A 16,541-nucleotide genomic window follows, 5' to 3' on the forward strand; every position below is an offset into this window, starting at 1 on the left:
TTAGCAACATCTACGTCTCTTATTCTTGACTCTGCAGCAGATAAGTTTTCTGTAGAAGTTGTTAAGTTTGAAGAAGTATACTCTAATCTATTTTGCGTAGCTCCTAAGTTTGCTCTTCCTGTATTTATTTGTTCTAATACAGCATCTACTTTTGAAACGTAAGCTTGTGCTTTTGTGCTATCAGCAACATCAGCACTTGCTAAGCTATTTGCTTGAGTTACTAAATCTATTGTATTTATACTTCTAGTTTCATCATTAGCTCCAGCTTGTATTGTAAAGCTTCCAGCTCCACTTAATAAGTTTTTACCGTTAAACTTAGTTTCTTTACCTATCTTATCCATTTCAGCTTGTAATTGATCTAACTCAGTTTTTATCTTAGTTCTATCTGTACTTCCTAATGTATCATTTCCTGCTTGAACTCCAAGTTCTCTCATTCTTTGAGCTATATTTCCTGCTTCTTCTAAAGCACCTTCTGCAGTTTGCACCATAGATATACCATCTTGTACATTTCTATCTGCTTGTTCCATACCTCTTATTTGAGCTCTCATTTTTTCAGATACAGCTAGTCCTGCAGCATCATCTCCAGCTTTAGTTATTCTTAATCCTGTAGATAATTTCTCCATAGATTTTCCAGATAAAGCAGTGTTTTTGCTCATTTGGTTAGTTGCTATCATAGCATTCATATTAGTGTTTATTCTCATGATTTTACTCTCCTTAGTTTTTTACGACATCCTTGTCTTTTATTTTATGTGCAATTACTTGGCCAAGTATTGCTTACAATATCATATATCGGAATTATTTGGAAAAACTTTACACTTTTTTATTAAAAATATTTAATTTTTCTTTACCTATATTAATATAAGACATATTAGCTTTTTTTGATTTATTATATTCTTTAATTTCTTTTTTTGTATCTTCCATTTGTTCTTTCAATAAACATTTTATATTTTCATCTATATCAATTATGTTTTCTTTTAAAAGTATATCTTTAAATTTTTTTGAATCAGTAACATAATCTAGTATATTTTGTCTTATATCTAAAAGTCCGTTTATATCTTCTATATCTTTAGTTTTTAACTTTTTTACTATATCTAATGATATTTCTTTATATTTATTAGCAAGTTCAATCATAATTTAACCTTTCTAAATTTACATTTGTGCAAAGTAATTCATTTGTGAATTAAGTTTATTCATACTTGCTTCTAACTGACCAAATTGTTTATACAATTGACTTTCTCTATTGTCCATTTTTTTTTGTAAAAGTTTTATAGCATCTTCTTGTCTTTTTATTTGCTCTGAATAAAAATTATTTACAACTGAAGAAGTCTTTTCAAGACCAGCTTTTTTAGCAAAAATAGATGATGAAGTTCCTACATAATCATTCATAGTATCTTTCATCTTCTCTAAAACGCTATCATTTCCACCTGCAAATGCATCATATACTTTTTGACTATTATTTTGAAGTGCTTTTTTAAACTTATCTTCATTTAAAGACAATTGGCCTTTTTTTGTATAATCTTCACTTGAAGTTAATCCACAGTCCATTAAAAAAGTCATATTATCACCAAATATTGCGCTTTGCATTTTATCCACGAAACTTCTCATTTCAGAATCATTTCTTAATAGACCTTGCTTAGCTTTTTTCTCCCATTTTTCAATTTCATCTTCACTCATATCTTTCTTTTGAGCTTCTGTTAATGGTGGATAATCTTTATTTCCTTTTTCTGTAACAAGAGAGTAAACTTTATCCATTATCTTATTGTAGTCTTCTATAAATTTTTTCATATTATCAACTACAGGTTGTACATCTTCTTTTGAAGTTATATCACAAGTCCCTGTAGTATGAACATTATATGTTATTCCATCTATGCTAAATGAGTTGGACTCTTCATTTAATGTTTTTGTAAATGACCCATCTTTAGATTTCACTTCTATTTGTGAATTTGAACCTTTTTCACTTTTTGAAATTCCTAAAAAGTCTAAAGCTCCACTTTCATTTCCAGAAGCATCAACTATTTGTAGTTTAGAATTTTCTCCTGTTTTAGTACTTTCAATCGTAAATTTGCCTGTCATATCACTATAAGATGCTTTCACTTTTCCATCTGTACTATTATTTATCTTATTTATTAAAGTATCTATAGTATCAGCTGGCTCTTTTACTACTTTGTTTCCATCTTTATCTAATACGAAATTTCCATCACTATCTGTTTCATATAAAGGTTCTGTTCTTATTGTTATTTCTTTAGATAACTCTTTATCTCCATCTCCGAACTTGATTGAAAACTTTTGTTCTCCACTTAAGCCTAAAGATTCTAATGAGCTATCTTTTTTTATATCTACACTATTTGTAGCTTTGCTTGAACTCATTTTAGCTGATTGAGCTAGCTTTACAACATTAAAACTATAATCAACTTTATTAGCTCCTGCACTTCCTGATGCTGTAATTACATTCTCATTTGAACTTCCTATAGTTAATGTATTCCATGCACTACTACTCATTATAGAGTTTGGAGAAGTTACTGAAAAATACTTATCTTGTAAAGATTTAATATCTTTCATCACTTCCCTATATATTTCTTGTTGCCATTTTACTGTTTGTTGTTTTTGCTTTGCTTTATCAATTTTTTGTTGTTCTCCTGAAAGCATGTCTTTTATCATAGCATCAGTGTCCATACCAGTTGCAAGACCTGGAATCCTTACACTACTTGCACTTCCAACGCTTGTCATAAAATAACCCCCTATTTACCAGTTTTTATTTTCATATCAACTTCATGCCACATATCCCTTACTTCCTCTATAAAAGGAAGCACTTCATCTATTATTTTTATATCTTTTTTCATATTTGCTTTAGCTAATTCATTTTTTATATATTCATATAATTGATATAAATCATCCATAGCTTTAGAACTTCTATCCATAGTTATCATAAGTTCTAAAAATATATCTTGGACTCTAACTAATTCTTTATGAGCTCTTTCTATATTTCTATCAAGTATCGCCAACCTGGCTATTTTTGTATATTTAACTGCTCCATCTACTAGCATTAAAAGTAGTTGCTCTTTAGATGCCGTATTTACAGAATTTTGTTTGTACGCATTGTATGGATTTGCCGTGTACATATATTACCTCACCTACTTAAAATAATTTAAAATATCATCTAATTTAGCTATCGCACTTGAATTTTCTTCTTTTACTTTTTCATATATTTCTTTTCTAAGTATTATCTTATCTTTTGGTGCATCTATAGCTAATTTAACACTTCCATCATCTATTTTAACTATCTTTATTTCTATGTCATCTCCAATTAATAATGACTCATCCTTTTTCCTAGAAATTACTAACATCTTTACCACATCCTATTAAAGGTTCTTTTATATTGTACTTGTCATCTTGTAATATTAGCTGTAAACCTAATTTATTTTTTACACTCATTACTAAAGGAGCCTTTAGATTTACTGTGCTGTTTTCTAGTTTTTTCCCAAGTGTTACTATATTTAATAATAGTACATCTTCTGGATTACCTATTTTTAATGAATTTATAGTATCAGTATCTAATTTAATTTCATAATCTTTTTTAACGTCAAATGGAGATATAGCTATAAACCCTACACTCTTATCATCTAAAGAGTTTACAACTTTAAATTTTTGATTTTCTTCAATATCACTTATCTCAAAGTTTCTGTGATTTTCAAACCCTGGAAGTCCTTTTTCAAATACTACTTTCATAATTTCACCTCTATCTTAAATAATCTAATATACTAGGTTGTATAAGTTTTGCTCCGACTTGAATAGATGCATTATATACCATTTCTGCAGATTTTAATTCTATAAATTTATCTACATAATTTACATCTTGTTCTAATGATAATACACCTTTCATGTTTAATATATTTTCATCATTAAGATCTTTTATTTTTTCTGCCGTATTTACTTTCACTCCAAATTTAGTTCTAGTATCAACAGTATGATTAAAAAAGTCATCTATATTTTTCTTTACATCTCCCAATAGTTCTTTTTTATTATCTTCTACATTTACACCATTAGCTATATCGTTCATAATCTTTGATAAATCATTTATTGAATCAAGAAAATTTTTACCATCTTTATTAAATATCTCACTTGCAGAAACATTATAATCTAAATTTATTCCATCAGAAATTTCAGCTTTTAAGTCTTCCGCATTTATATTTGGATTTAATTTTAAAGTAACAACCCCATCTTTTTCTTCTATTTGTACAGGTGGCTCATCCACAGATGTTCCTCCAAACATATATCTTCCACCATGAGTAGTATTTAAAGTTTCTCCTAAAGCTTTTAATTTTTCATTCATTTCAGCTTGTATAGCTTTCATTTCTTCATCTGAGTAAGTTCCGTTTCCAACCTTTAATATACTGTTCTTTATATCTCCAAGTAGAGTTCCAAACTCTTCTAGGTTAGCATCAGTATTATTCATCCAACCTACAACTTCCTCTACATTTTGATTATGTTTTTCTGCATACTTAATTTCATTATTTAAATTCATTATTTTTATAGCTTTATGAGGATCATCTGATACTCTATTTATTTGTTTTTGTGAATCTAATTGTTTATTTAAATTGTCCATTCTTTGTAGCCCTTGTTGAACGTCATACATGTGATTTCTAATCATTGATGAATTTGTTATTCTCATAATTATCCTCCTAAAATTATCTTACTAGCCCATTTATTACAACATCTAGTAATGAATCAATAGTCGAAACTACCTTTGCACTAGCATTATACGCATGCTGAAATTGTATCAAGTTTATCATTTCTTCATCTAATGATACTCCCGATACATTTAATCTTGAACTATCTATTTCTTTTAAAACCTTGCTTTGGTTTTTTTCATTTCTTCTAACTTCTTGAGTTTCATTTCCTAATCTTTGTATTATACTATTGTAGAAGTTATCTATAGTTATATCTTCTCCTCCGATACTTACCTTTTCGTCTTTTAATTTATACATTTTTTGTGCAGTGTCTGCAGTTATGTTTAAGTCTGTAGTTTTATCTAAAATATCATCTTTTACTTTTAGTATAGAGTCTGTTCCAGTTTCAAATATATCTGCTCCTAAAGTATCATTTACACTTTTTTTGATACCTTCTGCCAATTCTTCTAAATCCTTTTTATATCCCTCTATTTTATCAATCATTTCAAAAGAACCTTTAATTTCTCCAGATACACCTGGTATCTTTTTTAGATCATCTTCAGTTATATTTTCTCCGCTTGCTATTTTATCCTTTAATAGCTTTTGAACATTTTCATCATTTATGTTCATTTTAAAACTTAAATCATCTAAAATTCTATCTCTTTCATCCATTAAATCATTAGGAGATTTTCCGCTACCCTCAACTAATTTAATTTGTTTATCAAGTTCTTTTAATTCTTTTAACTTTCCATTTATATCGTCTATATTTTCATTTAATTTCTTTTTAGCATTTTCACTTAATTCATTTAATTTTTTATATACATTACTTATATTCTTAGCTAAGTAGTCACTATTTTGAATAACTATATCCTTAGATCCAACGTCATTAGGATTTTTTGAAAGTTCTTGCCAGCTCATAAAGAAATTATTTATAGATGAAGAAATCCCTGTTTCAGATGGTTCATTAAATATATTTTCCATAGTACTATAATGATCATATTTCACACCTATTTGACCATATGTATGACTTTCATTTCTAAATTGGAAATCATAAAATGAATTTCTAACCCTAACTATATCAGTAACTTCGACTCCTGTCCCTAATTGTCCAGCGCCTAACTGACTGTTATATCCAGGATAACTGTATGCACTTCTTGCTTTTTGCTCTACTTGTTGTCTTGAATACCCTGGAGTGTTTAAATTGTTGATATTATGAGAAGTCGTTTGTATCGATGCCTGACTTGCACTCATACCAGTTCTTGCTGATTGTAAACTACCTAATAATCCTGACATATATTCCCTCCACTTATTTAATTTTTACTTTCCTACTTGTCCACAATAATTATATGTACCTGTTCCTTGACTTGGCTTTATTACATTTAACATTTTTTTAGTAAAAAATAGTTTTTGCTTTAAAATAACATGATTTGATTCTTTTTGAACTTCTATCATTTTTATAGTACTCTTTATTTCCTCATAAGCTTCTTTAATGTTTTTATCATCATTTTCTTCTATTAAAGTTCCCATACTAAAATCAGATCCAACTATGTTTCTTCTTTGAATTTCTAACTTTGCTATATCTCTAGATACATTTTCTAGTTTTCTTGCAATTTTATCTAATAATGTTGGATCTTTTCCAAGTATTAAATCATACTGTTCATCCAGCAAATTTAATAACTCTTTAAACATTTTTCTTTGTTCGTATATTATAACTTTTAACTCTGGACTCATTTTTTTCTCCTCCTACAATTTTTCTACTATTTTTTTAGCTAAAATTCTAGAATCAACTTTATAAGTTCCATTTTCAATTTGCTGTTTAAGTCGATTTATTTTTTCCATATCCATAGGTTCTTCTTTTGAACTAACTTTACTTAAATATTTCCCTAGTTCTGATATTTGAACACTATCAGTATTATTTTGGCTTTTATTTTCATTATTGTTTTTTAATTTATCCATCTTATATATGCTATTGAATGCTATATGTTTATCATTAGTAACTTTCAAAACGCTACCTCCTCAAGAATTTAATATTCTTCTTGCATTGATTTTATCTTTGATAATCTTACCGCTATTTTATCGTTTATTATCATACTTTCTCCGCTTGCTATAGTTACCCCATTTATACTTATATCTAATGGTTCTTCTAAATACTTATCTAATTCTAAGATATCTCCCTCTTTGAGATTTACTATACTAGAAATTTTTTCTCGAGTACTGCCTACTAAAACTTCTAATTCCATCTCTGCATGTGATATAGCTTCTATAGCGTTTATAGATGCGGTCTCACCCTTTTGTAATTGTTCAAACTGAGGTTCATATATCTCTTTTATTTCGTTTTTGCTTTGCATAAGTGTCTCTCCTTATTTTACAAATATAGGTCAATTAAAAGCCCATTAATGTCATCTATTTCTGAAATAATATCTATATTGTCTTTTTCATTTTCTAAAACAGACTTAGTTAAGTTCTCTAATTTTTCATCAACTACTTTTACTGTTTTAAAATAATTATTGCTCCAAAAAGAGTCTTTTTTATCTGTCTCATAGGTGTAATCAACTACAGACTTTAAATATTTTTGTATCGCCTGCTTATATCTAATGACATGTGAATACCCTCTTGTATTTGCTAAGTCTTTTCCTATGTCTTTTATTTGATTTAAATACCTGTCTACCTCTTCTTTGCTTTTAGATATACTCACCTTATTGAAACTATCACTAAAGCTTAGTGACTGCTTTGGCTTCTTTATATCTATTGAACTATTTTCACTAGAAATTTTAAATTCTCTTATTTTCATATTTACCTCTAATTAATAAAATTCCCCTACAGTTAATTCTTCCTCTGTTGTAAGTTTTTCTTCTTTTACTGACTCAATTAACTCATTTAAATCCATAGGTTTATAAAAATAGTATCCTTGTACTAAATCACATTCCATATTTTTTAACCTTAAATATTCCTTTTCTGTTTCTACACCTTCTGCAACAACAGTTGTTTGAGTTGTGTGAATCATATTTATTAAACTTTCAACAAACATAGGGTTTCTATTTGAATATTCAACTAAGGATTTATCTATCTTTATTTCATCTACATTATAATTTTTTATATAGTTAATTGAGTTGAATCCTTTTCCAAAATCATCTATTGATATTTTTATTCCAGTTTTTTTAATATTATTTATTATATCATTTATCTTTATTATATCTTCTATATTTTCACTCTCTGTTATTTCTAACTTTAAAGATTTAGAGTCAAATGTAGTCTCATCTAATATTTCAATTATATCGCTTATAAAATCTTTTTCTTCTAATTGTAGTGGTGATATGTTTACTGATAAATCTATATTTGTGTTTAATTTCTTATTTAAGTAATTTATATCTATACAAGCCTTCTCTAGTATCCATTTACCTAAAATATTTATATATCCACAATCTTCTGCAAAGGATATTATTTTTTCAGGGTGTATATATCCATGTGTTTTACTAAACCATCTTATTAAAACTTCTACACCTACTATTTTTTCTGTATTTAAATCTATTTTAGGTTGGTAATGCAACTTAATTTCATTATTCTTTATTGCACTCTCTATCGATTGTATACTTATATGTTCTTCGTATGTATCATTATATATCCCAACCCTATTCCCCTTGCTAATTAAATTTTTCATGCATATATCTAATTTGCTAATAGAATCAGCTATGTCTAAATCATCATTTTTATATATAACTGCAGCTATATTAAAATTTATGTAAACCTTATATATATCTTTTATTTCTTTTGTTAATATAGATTTAATTTCTTCCATGAATTCATAAATTCTCTCATTATTTGTATTTGTCTTATGAATTATAAAATCAAAGCTTGAAAGCCTAGCTATTACTGCATTCTCACAATTACAGTTTTCCTCTAAACAAATAGCTATAAATCTCATCAATGTGTCTCCAATTTCCATTCCATAATGTACATTCACAAAATTTATTCCATCTACATTAATCTTTATAATAGTTCCATTTGGTTTATTTGATATATAATCAAAAAAGTAATCCTTATTGTATATACCTGTTAACGTGTCTTTTTTGTTCATATGTGCTCTTACATTATTTTTAATTTCTATCAATTGCTTGTAGTTCATATTTACCCCCTTGCGCAAAAATCGCTAGATGTATATTTAAGTATCTACAAGGTAATATTTAGTTTATCCCTTATAATATTTCATAACTTTAGGCACATAATTTTGTGTTTCTTTTGGCATTAAATATATATCTTCTGGAGAATTAACTCCTCTTTTTCTCATTCTTGTTGGTCCTCCATTATACGCCATTAAAGCCATTTTCGTATCGCCATTGTACTTATCTAAATATTCTTTTATATGTCTTGTTCCACCATCTATATTTTCATATATATCATATGGATTTTTAACACCTAGATCTCTACAATTTTCAGGCATAAGTTGCATCAAACCTTTAGCTCCTGCTTTTGATGTGCATTTTGGATTGAAATCTGATTCTACTTTTATTATTGCTCTTATCAAATTCTCATCAACCCCATACTTCTTAGATGATATAGCTATAGCATTTTCTATTTGTGCATTTACATCTTTATTTTTAGATGTCGCTGTAAGTTTATTACTATTATGCATAGAATTTACCGTATCTAAGTTTTCAGTTTTATTATTTGATGGTTGTATATTGTTATTGTTATTATGATTACAACATGTACAACAATTGTTTACATATTGATTAGTTCTACCTTGCGGCGTATTTGCTACTGCTTTTAATAAACCTAATATTAACATATCAAATGCTTGTCCGCTCTCTGTGTTATTGTAAGTTTTATAACTATTGTTATTTGACATTAATGCTGTCATTTTTAATAAATCTATATTGTCAATCATTTTATCACCTCTAATATATACTTATAAATAGTTATACGACATGTATTTTTAAAAGTTTAGTATAGTTATTTAAATTTTACTAAAATGATAGGTATTAACTTCCTTCAGACAAAGCCTTTAAAAGCAGGCTTTAAGTCTTTCGTCAGTTGAATACCTATCATTTTTGTATTTACGTTTTTGAGTTGCTAGAAAAAAGGGAAGTATTCACTTCCTTCAGACAAAGTCCTTAAAACCGGACTTTAAGTCTTTCGTCAGTTGAATACTTCCCATTTTTGTTGTTTGATTAGTATTTAATTATTTAATATAAAACTTATATTTTTACTTGATTTGAGTTACTGTGTATCCCATATTTTCAAGATTTTTTAATATACTGTTTTCTCCGAAGAAGTGAAGAGCTCCTACTGATACAATATATTTTTGTTTTTGTTTTGCTAATTCATCAATTTTCTTTGCCATTTGTTCATCTCTTTTTAGATATTGTGTTTCATACTCTTTTGAGTTATCTTTTTGTAGTTTATTAGCTTCTTGTTCCATATATCCAGTATCTCCTTTTATAAAGGCATACATATTTTCATTCAAATCTTTTGTTGTATCTTTTAACGTTTTTGCGCTAAATGTATTTACAAAGTCTTTTAAATCTTGTGTTGATTTTTTTAATATCTCTACTTGTGTTTCATTACTTTCTAGTGATACTATTGTCTTTTTATCTTCACTAAACTTATTTGCTAAATAACTATTTAAAGAAGTACCTGTTAATCCTGCTTTTTCTGCTTCTACTTGTTTAACTAATGATAAAAATCCACTTGGACTTAGATTTTCAACTTCTTTATATTTTACTCCTAGTGATTCTAAAATTTTATCTAGCTTACCTTGTTCTTCTTTTGTAAGTAAGTCTTTTAGTTTTTTATCTTTTAAATATATTTCTTTTTGTTGTTTTTCTTGAAGGTCTTTTACTGTTTTTTGATCTTTAAAATTTATTTCAAGTGCTAAAGCATCTGTCTCTTTCAATATTTTTTTCATTGTTTCATTATTATAATCTAAATTTGGTTTGCTCGGTTGCATAGACCCAGTTAAATATATAGTATCATTTCCTTTTTTAGCTTCCCAGAAAAACCCTTTCATAGGTACTGTTGACTTTCCCGAAGTTTCGCTTTGATTGGTATTGCTGCTTTTATTTGTACATCCTGCACCTAGGACTAAAATTGCAATTGGCAGTGTTAGTAATATTAACTTCTTTATAAATTTCATGTAAATCCCCCTTGTCAATTATCTTCTGTTGTTATAATTGTAACATAGTTTTTTATTTATTGCGAATTTTAAGTATACCACTGAGGGAGATTAATATTCACTTCCTTCATCCCTATCCTACTTATTAGATAAAAAAAGATGACTTCCTATTTTTTGAAAGTGGTTAATATATAAGTTGTAGATACCTTTAAAGCATCTTTTCAGCTTTGGTATCAAAACTTATATATTATCTACTTTCATTTATATTAAGTCATCTTTTTCTTATCTTTTCAATTTTTTCTTTATCATATCTATTGCCATATTTACTTCTTCAACTTTAAATGCTATTATAAGTGCTAAATATATTGCTCCACCTATAGCTATAGAAACTCCTAAAGAGATTGCTTCTTGTATAAATCCTAACCCTAGAGCTCCAAATAAGAATTTATATACAAAATATGTTACAACACCCATTAAAAGAGATGCCACTAATGTCTTTATAAATGTAGATTTTATTTTATCTTGTCCATAATATCCGATTTTTTTCTTTAAACTTCTAAATAATAGTGCTATACATATTAGAGATGATAAGCTTGTTGCAAGTGCTAACCCCCCATACCCCATCACTTTCACTAAAATTACATTTAATACTATATTTAAAATAACAGCTATAATACCATTTATCATAGGAGTTTTTGTATCTTTTAATGAAAAGAACACTTTATCTACTATATCCCTTAGTCCAAATCCTATCATACCAACTGAGTAAAATACTAAGGCTGTTGCTGTTAACACAGTTGATCTTTCATCAAAAGCTCCTCTTTCAAACAATATTTTAACAACTGGAGTTGCAAGTACAATTGCCCCTATTGTTGCTGGCATAACTAACAAACTTACACAGTTTACACTATTTGCTACAGACTCTGCAAATTTTTCTTTATTATTTTCACTAGATAATTTAGATAAAGTTGGATATATAACTGCTCCTAATGTAACTATAAATAATCCCATAACAAATCCATTAAGCCTATTAGCATTATTTAATGCTGTTATTATCCCATCGCCAAGACCTGAAGCTAAACTTCTATCTACCATTATATTTATTTGGTTTACCGCTACTCCTATAAATACTGGTATAACTAACTTCAACATCTTAATTAAATATTCATCTTTAAAATCTATAATAGGTTGAATTTTATATCCTCTCTTTATAGCAAATGGAACTTGGAATAAAAATTGTGTTGCCATTCCTACTAGTGTACCTATTGCTAATATATATATATTCCCTGTTGATGCACTTAATATTATAGAAATTATTATTATTATATTGTTAGGAAAACCAACCATACCTGGTATAGTAAAGTCTCCTTGTATTTGCAAATATGATGTCATTAAGTTGCTCAATCCTATAAATACAACTCCTCCTATCATTATTCTTACAAACCTAACTGCTAGGATTAATTTTTCTCCTGTATAATGGACTGCAAATAGCTTTACTAATGGTTCTGCAAAAACATATCCTAAAATACCTAGTATGATACTTAGAGCTATTACTATGATCATTATATTATTTAAAAATTTTAAAGCTCTTTTTTCTCCCTCTTTACTTGAAACTTCTTGATATAATGGTATAAATGTTGTAAGTAAAGCAGTTCCTATAGATGCAAATATTACAGTCGGTATATTCATCGATACTATATATACATCACTATATGCACTTGTACCGTAAAAGTAACTTAATACTATTTCCCTTCCAAATCCTAGTACTTTCGATAACATAGTGACTACCATAAGCCAAAATGCTGATTTTGCCAAATTGCTCATATCTTCCTCCTAGTTCTAATTTCGCCTAATGTCTATTATATAAAATTTTTTCCAAAATAAAAAGCCTCCTAAGGTTAATATTTAGTCATTTTTAGTTACAATTTTAATTTTTTTATCACAGTTATTTTTCTGCCACTCCCTCCTTTGTAGACTTTTGTTGAAAAATGTTATATCATATCTATTAGCTAAATTTTTAAACAAGAGTGAGGTGTTAAATTTTGGAAGAAAATATAGTACAATCGGTTACTGAAAATGTTGAGAAAATAAGTAATATGCCTTTAGATATAATAACTCATAAGTTTTTAAACTGGATTACAACTTTTGGTGCTAAACTTATTATAGGATTACTTGTTATATTTATAGGTTTAAAAGTTATAAAAAAGGTTGTGAAGCACTTTACAACTTTCCTACAAAAGAAATCTGTTGATGTAACTCTTACTAAGTTTTTACATGCATTTGCTGAAGTAACATTAAAAGCATTCCTATTTTTAATAATACTTGGATATTGGGATGTTCAATTAACAGGACTTGCTGCATTGGTGGCTTCTGGAGGGGTTGCTATTGGTTTAGCTCTTCAAGGAAGTTTATCAAACTTTGCAGGAGGTTTTATAATACTTTTAATTAGGCCTTTTAAGGTTGGTGACTATATAGAAACAGGAATTTATCAAGGAAGCGTTGAAGAGATTGGTTTATTCTATACTAAGCTTACAACAGTAGATAATAAATTGATACTGATTCCTAATGGATCTTTATCAAATGGTAGCTTAGTTAACTACTCTGCTAAAGAAAAAAGAAGAGTAGACTTAACTTTTAGTGTTAGTTATGAAAATGATGTAAATCATGTTAAAGATGTTTTGATTGATGTTGTTAACAAACAAAATTTTATTTTATCTGATCCATCTTACTTCGTAGGCATAACTGCTCATGGTCCTAGTTCTATAGATTTTACAGTTAGAGTATGGTGTAAATCTGAACATTACTGGGATATTCATGGTAGTTTATTAGAGGAAGTTAAAATAAGATTTGATAAGGAAGGTATCAGTATACCTTACCCTCAAATGGACGTGCATATAAAAAAATAAGTTCAAGGGTAAATAATAAGTTTTGCTCCCAAAGCTTATCATTTACCCTTAATTTTAATGTATTAATAATTAGTTTTATCAGATTCTTGTATTATCATCTCCAGTTCTTCTACTTCTTTTTCATCTACTTTTTTATAATTTAAATCATCATTTCCATGGTTTACTCTATGATTTAAAAATTCCATAAATTCTTTTCCTAAATCAGTTCTTTTTAGTGCAAAATCTACTGTAGCTTCTAAAAATTCTAATTTATTTCCAACATCATATCTTCTACCTTCAAAATTGTAAGCATATATTGCTTCATATTTACTTAACGTTTTTAATGCATCTGTTAAATGTATTTCTCCACATGTTCCCGGTTTTTGATTTTCTAAAACTTCAAAAATTGTTGGAGTTATTATATATCTACCTAATATAGCTATATTAGATGGTGACTCATTATATTTAGGTTTTTCTACTAAATCGTCAACTTTATAAACACCTTCTTCTATATACTTTGCATCTATTATTCCATATCTTTCAACCTCATCTTTTTCTACTCTTTGAACGCCTAATATAGAAGTGTTGTATTCATCATATACATCAATTAATTGTGCTAAGCAAGGTGCTTCACTGTCTACGATATCATCGCCTAAAAGTACAGCAAATGGCTCATCACCTACAAAACTTTTAGCACAATAAATTGCATTTCCTAATCCTTTAGGTTCTTTTTGACGTATGAAGTATATATCTGCCATATTAGATATATCCTTCACCATTTTTAACATTTCTGTTTTTCCTTTTTGTTCTAGCTCTAACTCTAGTTCTATACTTCTGTCAAAGTGATCTTCTATAGATTTTTTATTTTTTCCTGTAACTATTAAAATTTCTTCTATTCCTGAATTTACAGCTTCTTCTATTATGTATTGTAGCGTTGGTTTATCAACTATAGGTAACATTTCTTTAGGTTGAGACTTTGTGGCTGGTAAAAATCTTGTTCCTAGCCCTGCTGCTGGTATTATTGCTTTTCTAATTTTCTTTTTCATAATTGCCTCCGGGTTTAACTCATTTTTTATAGTTTTATAAATACCCTTTTAGTTTATGTATAAAAATGTTTTTTATTTTTTATGTAAAGGTTTTATTTTAATCTCCGTATAATGTATTTGAGGGTTATGCCATTGACCCTTCATCAAAGATTTTTGAAATCTTTTTTCCGCATTGTTAGTATGAGCTTGATTGTTAAAGCATTCACTTTAATAATCAGGCTCATATTATTTTAAACAAAAGACTATTATTCCTTAAAATAAATATAGAGGTTAGATAAGTGTGTCTAACCTCTATATTTATACTTATTAATTTTGTAATTTAGTTATTTTATATCCTTTTTCTTCTAATTGCTTTAATATGCTGTCTTGCCCAAAATAATGCAATGTCCCAACTGCTACAACATATCTCTTATCTCCTTGTACTAATTTATCAATTTCATTAGCCATATCTATATTTCTATTTTTGCTTAACTTTTCGTATAGTTCTTTATTTGATTTGCGTAAATCTTCAGATCTTTTTTCCATATACTACGAATCGCCTTTTATAAATGCATTTCCAATTTCATCCATAGTTTTTTCACCTTTTCCAACTAAATCCGAGTTATACTCAGCTAAAAAAATTTTAAAACTACCTGTTAATTCATATAATAATTTGTAATGCTCCTCTGCATTTTCAAGCCCTACTATAGATTTCTTATTATTCTCATAAATTTCTTTTAACCATTGATCTGAGCTATATGTAAATCCACCATCTTCTTCTTGTTTTTCTTCAATATATGATGAAAAGCCTTCAGGACTTAGATGCTTGACTTCATTGTACTCAATATTAAAATCTTTTAAAACCTTATCAAATTTAACTTGTTCTTCTTTAGTTAATAAATCTTTTAATTCTCCTTTTTCTAGATATAGATTTTCTTTACCTATCTCCTGAGCTTTTTCTAATACTTCTTTATCATTTAAGTTTACTTCTAGTACCAGTGCATCCGTATTATCTAAAATTTTCTCCATTGTTGAATTTAAATAATTTATATTTCCTTTTGCCGGATGCAATGTTCCTACTAAATAAACTACTTTATCATCTTTTTTTGCTTCCCAGAAAAATCCCTTTGCCTTGTCTTTTTGTATATCTATTTTTTCCTGCGCACTTGCACTACATCCAACTAAAAATGATGGTAATATTATTAACAACATCACTATTATTAGATTTTTCAACCTCTTCATATGATTACCCCCTTATAATTTGCCCCTTTGACATAGATTATAGCATAAATTTTCCAACATACAATATTTAACAAAATTCACTATATTTTGTTAAATATAAATAAAAAAGTTAGTGATTTATAATCTACTAACTTTATATATACCTTATTAATTTATCTTTCTATCTTAATGTCAAATCTATTCCTGCAGTCTTACTTAAATCATATTCATCACTATTTCCATTGTCTTTGTATGGATGCATATATCTAACTTCAAACTCTATGTCATCTGCTTTATATGTAACTGCTGTTACCCCAACCTCACTTTCATAAGTTCTATCAATTTCTTTTACACCTTCTGGTAAAATTCCTTTTACATATTCTAGAGAACCTTCCATACTGCGTTGTACCGGTTCTAATTCGCTACTATACGATGCTGCAGCTAACTTTTGCTCTAATTCTTGTATATTGACTTCTTTTCCTGTTTCTTGAGTATCTTCTATAGTTTTATTTGACTTACTACATCCAACCATAAATATAAATAATATCAATAATATCCCTATACTAGCTAATCTTACATTCATATAATTTTCCCCTTGATTGTTAAATTTTTAATTTTTATATTCATTATA

The 16,541-nt window shown here is 27.9% G+C and carries 19 protein-coding genes and 1 pseudogene; 1 reads left to right on the forward strand and 19 read right to left on the reverse strand.

Going from position 1 to position 16,541, the window contains the following annotated elements:
* From GFJ41_RS12750 to murJ, 16 genes are all read right to left on the reverse strand, one after another.
* Window positions 1-701: flagellin (locus tag GFJ41_RS12750; protein WP_170075490.1), on the reverse strand; the 701-nt coding region annotated here is incomplete at its 3' end.
* 109 nt (window positions 702-810) lie between these two features.
* Window positions 811-1,131 carry a flagellar protein FliT gene (locus GFJ41_RS12755; protein WP_170075491.1) on the reverse strand — a complete coding sequence of 107 codons (321 nt, stop codon included), beginning with the start codon at window positions 1,129-1,131 and terminating at the stop codon, window positions 811-813.
* Between the two features lie 18 nt (window positions 1,132-1,149).
* Window positions 1,150-2,727, reverse strand: a complete 1,578-nt coding sequence (fliD, locus tag GFJ41_RS12760; protein WP_170075492.1) for a flagellar filament capping protein FliD — start codon at window positions 2,725-2,727, stop codon at window positions 1,150-1,152.
* 11 nt (window positions 2,728-2,738) lie between these two features.
* Entirely contained in the window at window positions 2,739-3,119 is a 381-nt protein-coding gene (gene fliS / locus GFJ41_RS12765) for a flagellar export chaperone FliS (RefSeq protein ID WP_170075493.1), read from the reverse strand.
* Window positions 3,120-3,131: 12 nt separating this feature from the next.
* A complete protein-coding gene (gene csrA / locus GFJ41_RS12770; RefSeq protein ID WP_085282256.1) occupies window positions 3,132-3,344 on the reverse strand; it encodes a carbon storage regulator CsrA in 213 nt (70 codons plus the stop codon).
* Window positions 3,328-3,726 carry a flagellar assembly protein FliW gene (gene fliW, locus GFJ41_RS12775; protein ID WP_170075494.1) on the reverse strand — a complete coding sequence of 133 codons (399 nt, stop codon included), beginning with the start codon at window positions 3,724-3,726 and terminating at the stop codon, window positions 3,328-3,330. Before fliW ends, csrA begins: the two co-directional genes overlap by 17 nt.
* A gap of 10 nt (window positions 3,727-3,736) precedes the next feature.
* Window positions 3,737-4,669, reverse strand: coding sequence for a flagellin N-terminal helical domain-containing protein (locus GFJ41_RS12780; protein ID WP_170075495.1), 933 nt, complete (start codon window positions 4,667-4,669; stop codon window positions 3,737-3,739).
* 16 nt (window positions 4,670-4,685) lie between these two features.
* Window positions 4,686-5,960 carry a flagellar hook-associated protein FlgK gene (gene flgK, locus GFJ41_RS12785; protein WP_170075496.1) on the reverse strand — a complete coding sequence of 425 codons (1,275 nt, stop codon included), beginning with the start codon at window positions 5,958-5,960 and terminating at the stop codon, window positions 4,686-4,688.
* Between the two features lie 24 nt (window positions 5,961-5,984).
* Window positions 5,985-6,398 carry a flagellar protein FlgN gene (locus tag GFJ41_RS12790; protein WP_025162493.1) on the reverse strand — a complete coding sequence of 138 codons (414 nt, stop codon included), beginning with the start codon at window positions 6,396-6,398 and terminating at the stop codon, window positions 5,985-5,987.
* Between the two features lie 12 nt (window positions 6,399-6,410).
* Window positions 6,411-6,671, reverse strand: a complete 261-nt coding sequence (flgM, locus tag GFJ41_RS12795; RefSeq protein ID WP_021429688.1) for a flagellar biosynthesis anti-sigma factor FlgM — start codon at window positions 6,669-6,671, stop codon at window positions 6,411-6,413.
* A gap of 20 nt (window positions 6,672-6,691) precedes the next feature.
* A complete protein-coding gene (locus GFJ41_RS12800) occupies window positions 6,692-7,015 on the reverse strand; it encodes a FliM/FliN family flagellar motor switch protein (protein ID WP_035115161.1) in 324 nt (107 codons plus the stop codon).
* A gap of 17 nt (window positions 7,016-7,032) precedes the next feature.
* On the reverse strand, window positions 7,033-7,458 hold the full coding sequence (locus GFJ41_RS12805) for a YaaR family protein (RefSeq protein WP_142729895.1): 426 nt from the start codon (window positions 7,456-7,458) through the stop codon (window positions 7,033-7,035).
* 12 nt (window positions 7,459-7,470) lie between these two features.
* Complete coding sequence (locus GFJ41_RS12810; protein ID WP_035115164.1) at window positions 7,471-8,790, reverse strand: GGDEF domain-containing phosphodiesterase; 1,320 nt, start codon at window positions 8,788-8,790, stop codon at window positions 7,471-7,473.
* A gap of 63 nt (window positions 8,791-8,853) precedes the next feature.
* A complete protein-coding gene (locus GFJ41_RS12815; protein WP_053831646.1) occupies window positions 8,854-9,552 on the reverse strand; it encodes a lytic transglycosylase domain-containing protein in 699 nt (232 codons plus the stop codon).
* Window positions 9,553-9,870: 318 nt separating this feature from the next.
* Entirely contained in the window at window positions 9,871-10,800 is a 930-nt protein-coding gene (locus GFJ41_RS12820; protein WP_170075497.1) for a TraB/GumN family protein, read from the reverse strand.
* A gap of 261 nt (window positions 10,801-11,061) precedes the next feature.
* Window positions 11,062-12,603 carry a murein biosynthesis integral membrane protein MurJ gene (murJ, locus tag GFJ41_RS12825; protein ID WP_170075498.1) on the reverse strand — a complete coding sequence of 514 codons (1,542 nt, stop codon included), beginning with the start codon at window positions 12,601-12,603 and terminating at the stop codon, window positions 11,062-11,064.
* A gap of 218 nt (window positions 12,604-12,821) precedes the next feature.
* On the opposite strand from murJ, the gene GFJ41_RS12830 reads away from it, so the two are divergent.
* A complete protein-coding gene (locus GFJ41_RS12830) occupies window positions 12,822-13,685 on the forward strand; it encodes a mechanosensitive ion channel family protein (protein ID WP_332841150.1) in 864 nt (287 codons plus the stop codon).
* 62 nt (window positions 13,686-13,747) lie between these two features.
* Here GFJ41_RS12830 and galU read toward each other — a convergent pair whose 3' ends face one another.
* The 3 genes and pseudogenes from galU to GFJ41_RS12850 form a co-directional block, all read right to left on the reverse strand.
* Window positions 13,748-14,710 (reverse strand): UTP--glucose-1-phosphate uridylyltransferase GalU, encoded by a 963-nt coding sequence (gene galU / locus GFJ41_RS12835; protein ID WP_170075499.1) that lies wholly within the window; start codon window positions 14,708-14,710, stop codon window positions 13,748-13,750.
* Between the two features lie 306 nt (window positions 14,711-15,016).
* Window positions 15,017-15,931 (reverse strand): annotated as a pseudogene (locus tag GFJ41_RS12845) (TraB/GumN family protein).
* Window positions 15,932-16,091: 160 nt separating this feature from the next.
* A complete protein-coding gene (locus tag GFJ41_RS12850) occupies window positions 16,092-16,493 on the reverse strand; it encodes a hypothetical protein (protein WP_170075502.1) in 402 nt (133 codons plus the stop codon).
* Window positions 16,494-16,541 lie beyond the last annotated feature (48 nt).

This window comes from Paraclostridium dentum (assembly GCF_012922555.1).
Classification (GTDB): Bacteria; Bacillota; Clostridia; order Peptostreptococcales; family Peptostreptococcaceae; genus Paraclostridium; species Paraclostridium dentum.

Excerpts from the sequence above, each read along its gene's own strand:
- GFJ41_RS12755 (WP_170075491.1), bottom strand. The coding sequence starts at position 1,131 with ATGATTGAACTTGCTAATAAATATAAAGAAATATCATTAGATATAGTA.
- fliD (WP_170075492.1), bottom strand. The coding sequence starts at position 2,727 with ATGACAAGCGTTGGAAGTGCAAGTAGTGTAAGGATTCCAGGTCTTGCA.
- fliS (WP_170075493.1), bottom strand. The coding sequence starts at position 3,119 with ATGTACACGGCAAATCCATACAATGCGTACAAACAAAATTCTGTAAAT.
- csrA (WP_085282256.1), bottom strand. The coding sequence starts at position 3,344 with ATGTTAGTAATTTCTAGGAAAAAGGATGAGTCATTATTAATTGGAGAT.
- fliW (WP_170075494.1), bottom strand. The coding sequence starts at position 3,726 with ATGAAAGTAGTATTTGAAAAAGGACTTCCAGGGTTTGAAAATCACAGA.
- GFJ41_RS12780 (WP_170075495.1), bottom strand. The coding sequence starts at position 4,669 with ATGAGAATAACAAATTCATCAATGATTAGAAATCACATGTATGACGTT.
- flgK (WP_170075496.1), bottom strand. The coding sequence starts at position 5,960 with ATGTCAGGATTATTAGGTAGTTTACAATCAGCAAGAACTGGTATGAGT.
- GFJ41_RS12790 (WP_025162493.1), bottom strand. The coding sequence starts at position 6,398 with ATGAGTCCAGAGTTAAAAGTTATAATATACGAACAAAGAAAAATGTTT.
- GFJ41_RS12800 (WP_035115161.1), bottom strand. The coding sequence starts at position 7,015 with ATGCAAAGCAAAAACGAAATAAAAGAGATATATGAACCTCAGTTTGAA.
- GFJ41_RS12805 (WP_142729895.1), bottom strand. The coding sequence starts at position 7,458 with ATGAAAATAAGAGAATTTAAAATTTCTAGTGAAAATAGTTCAATAGAT.
- GFJ41_RS12810 (WP_035115164.1), bottom strand. The coding sequence starts at position 8,790 with ATGAACTACAAGCAATTGATAGAAATTAAAAATAATGTAAGAGCACAT.
- GFJ41_RS12815 (WP_053831646.1), bottom strand. The coding sequence starts at position 9,552 with ATGATTGACAATATAGATTTATTAAAAATGACAGCATTAATGTCAAAT.
- GFJ41_RS12820 (WP_170075497.1), bottom strand. The coding sequence starts at position 10,800 with ATGAAATTTATAAAGAAGTTAATATTACTAACACTGCCAATTGCAATT.
- murJ (WP_170075498.1), bottom strand. The coding sequence starts at position 12,603 with ATGAGCAATTTGGCAAAATCAGCATTTTGGCTTATGGTAGTCACTATG.
- galU (WP_170075499.1), bottom strand. The coding sequence starts at position 14,710 with ATGAAAAAGAAAATTAGAAAAGCAATAATACCAGCAGCAGGGCTAGGA.
- GFJ41_RS12850 (WP_170075502.1), bottom strand. The coding sequence starts at position 16,493 with ATGAATGTAAGATTAGCTAGTATAGGGATATTATTGATATTATTTATA.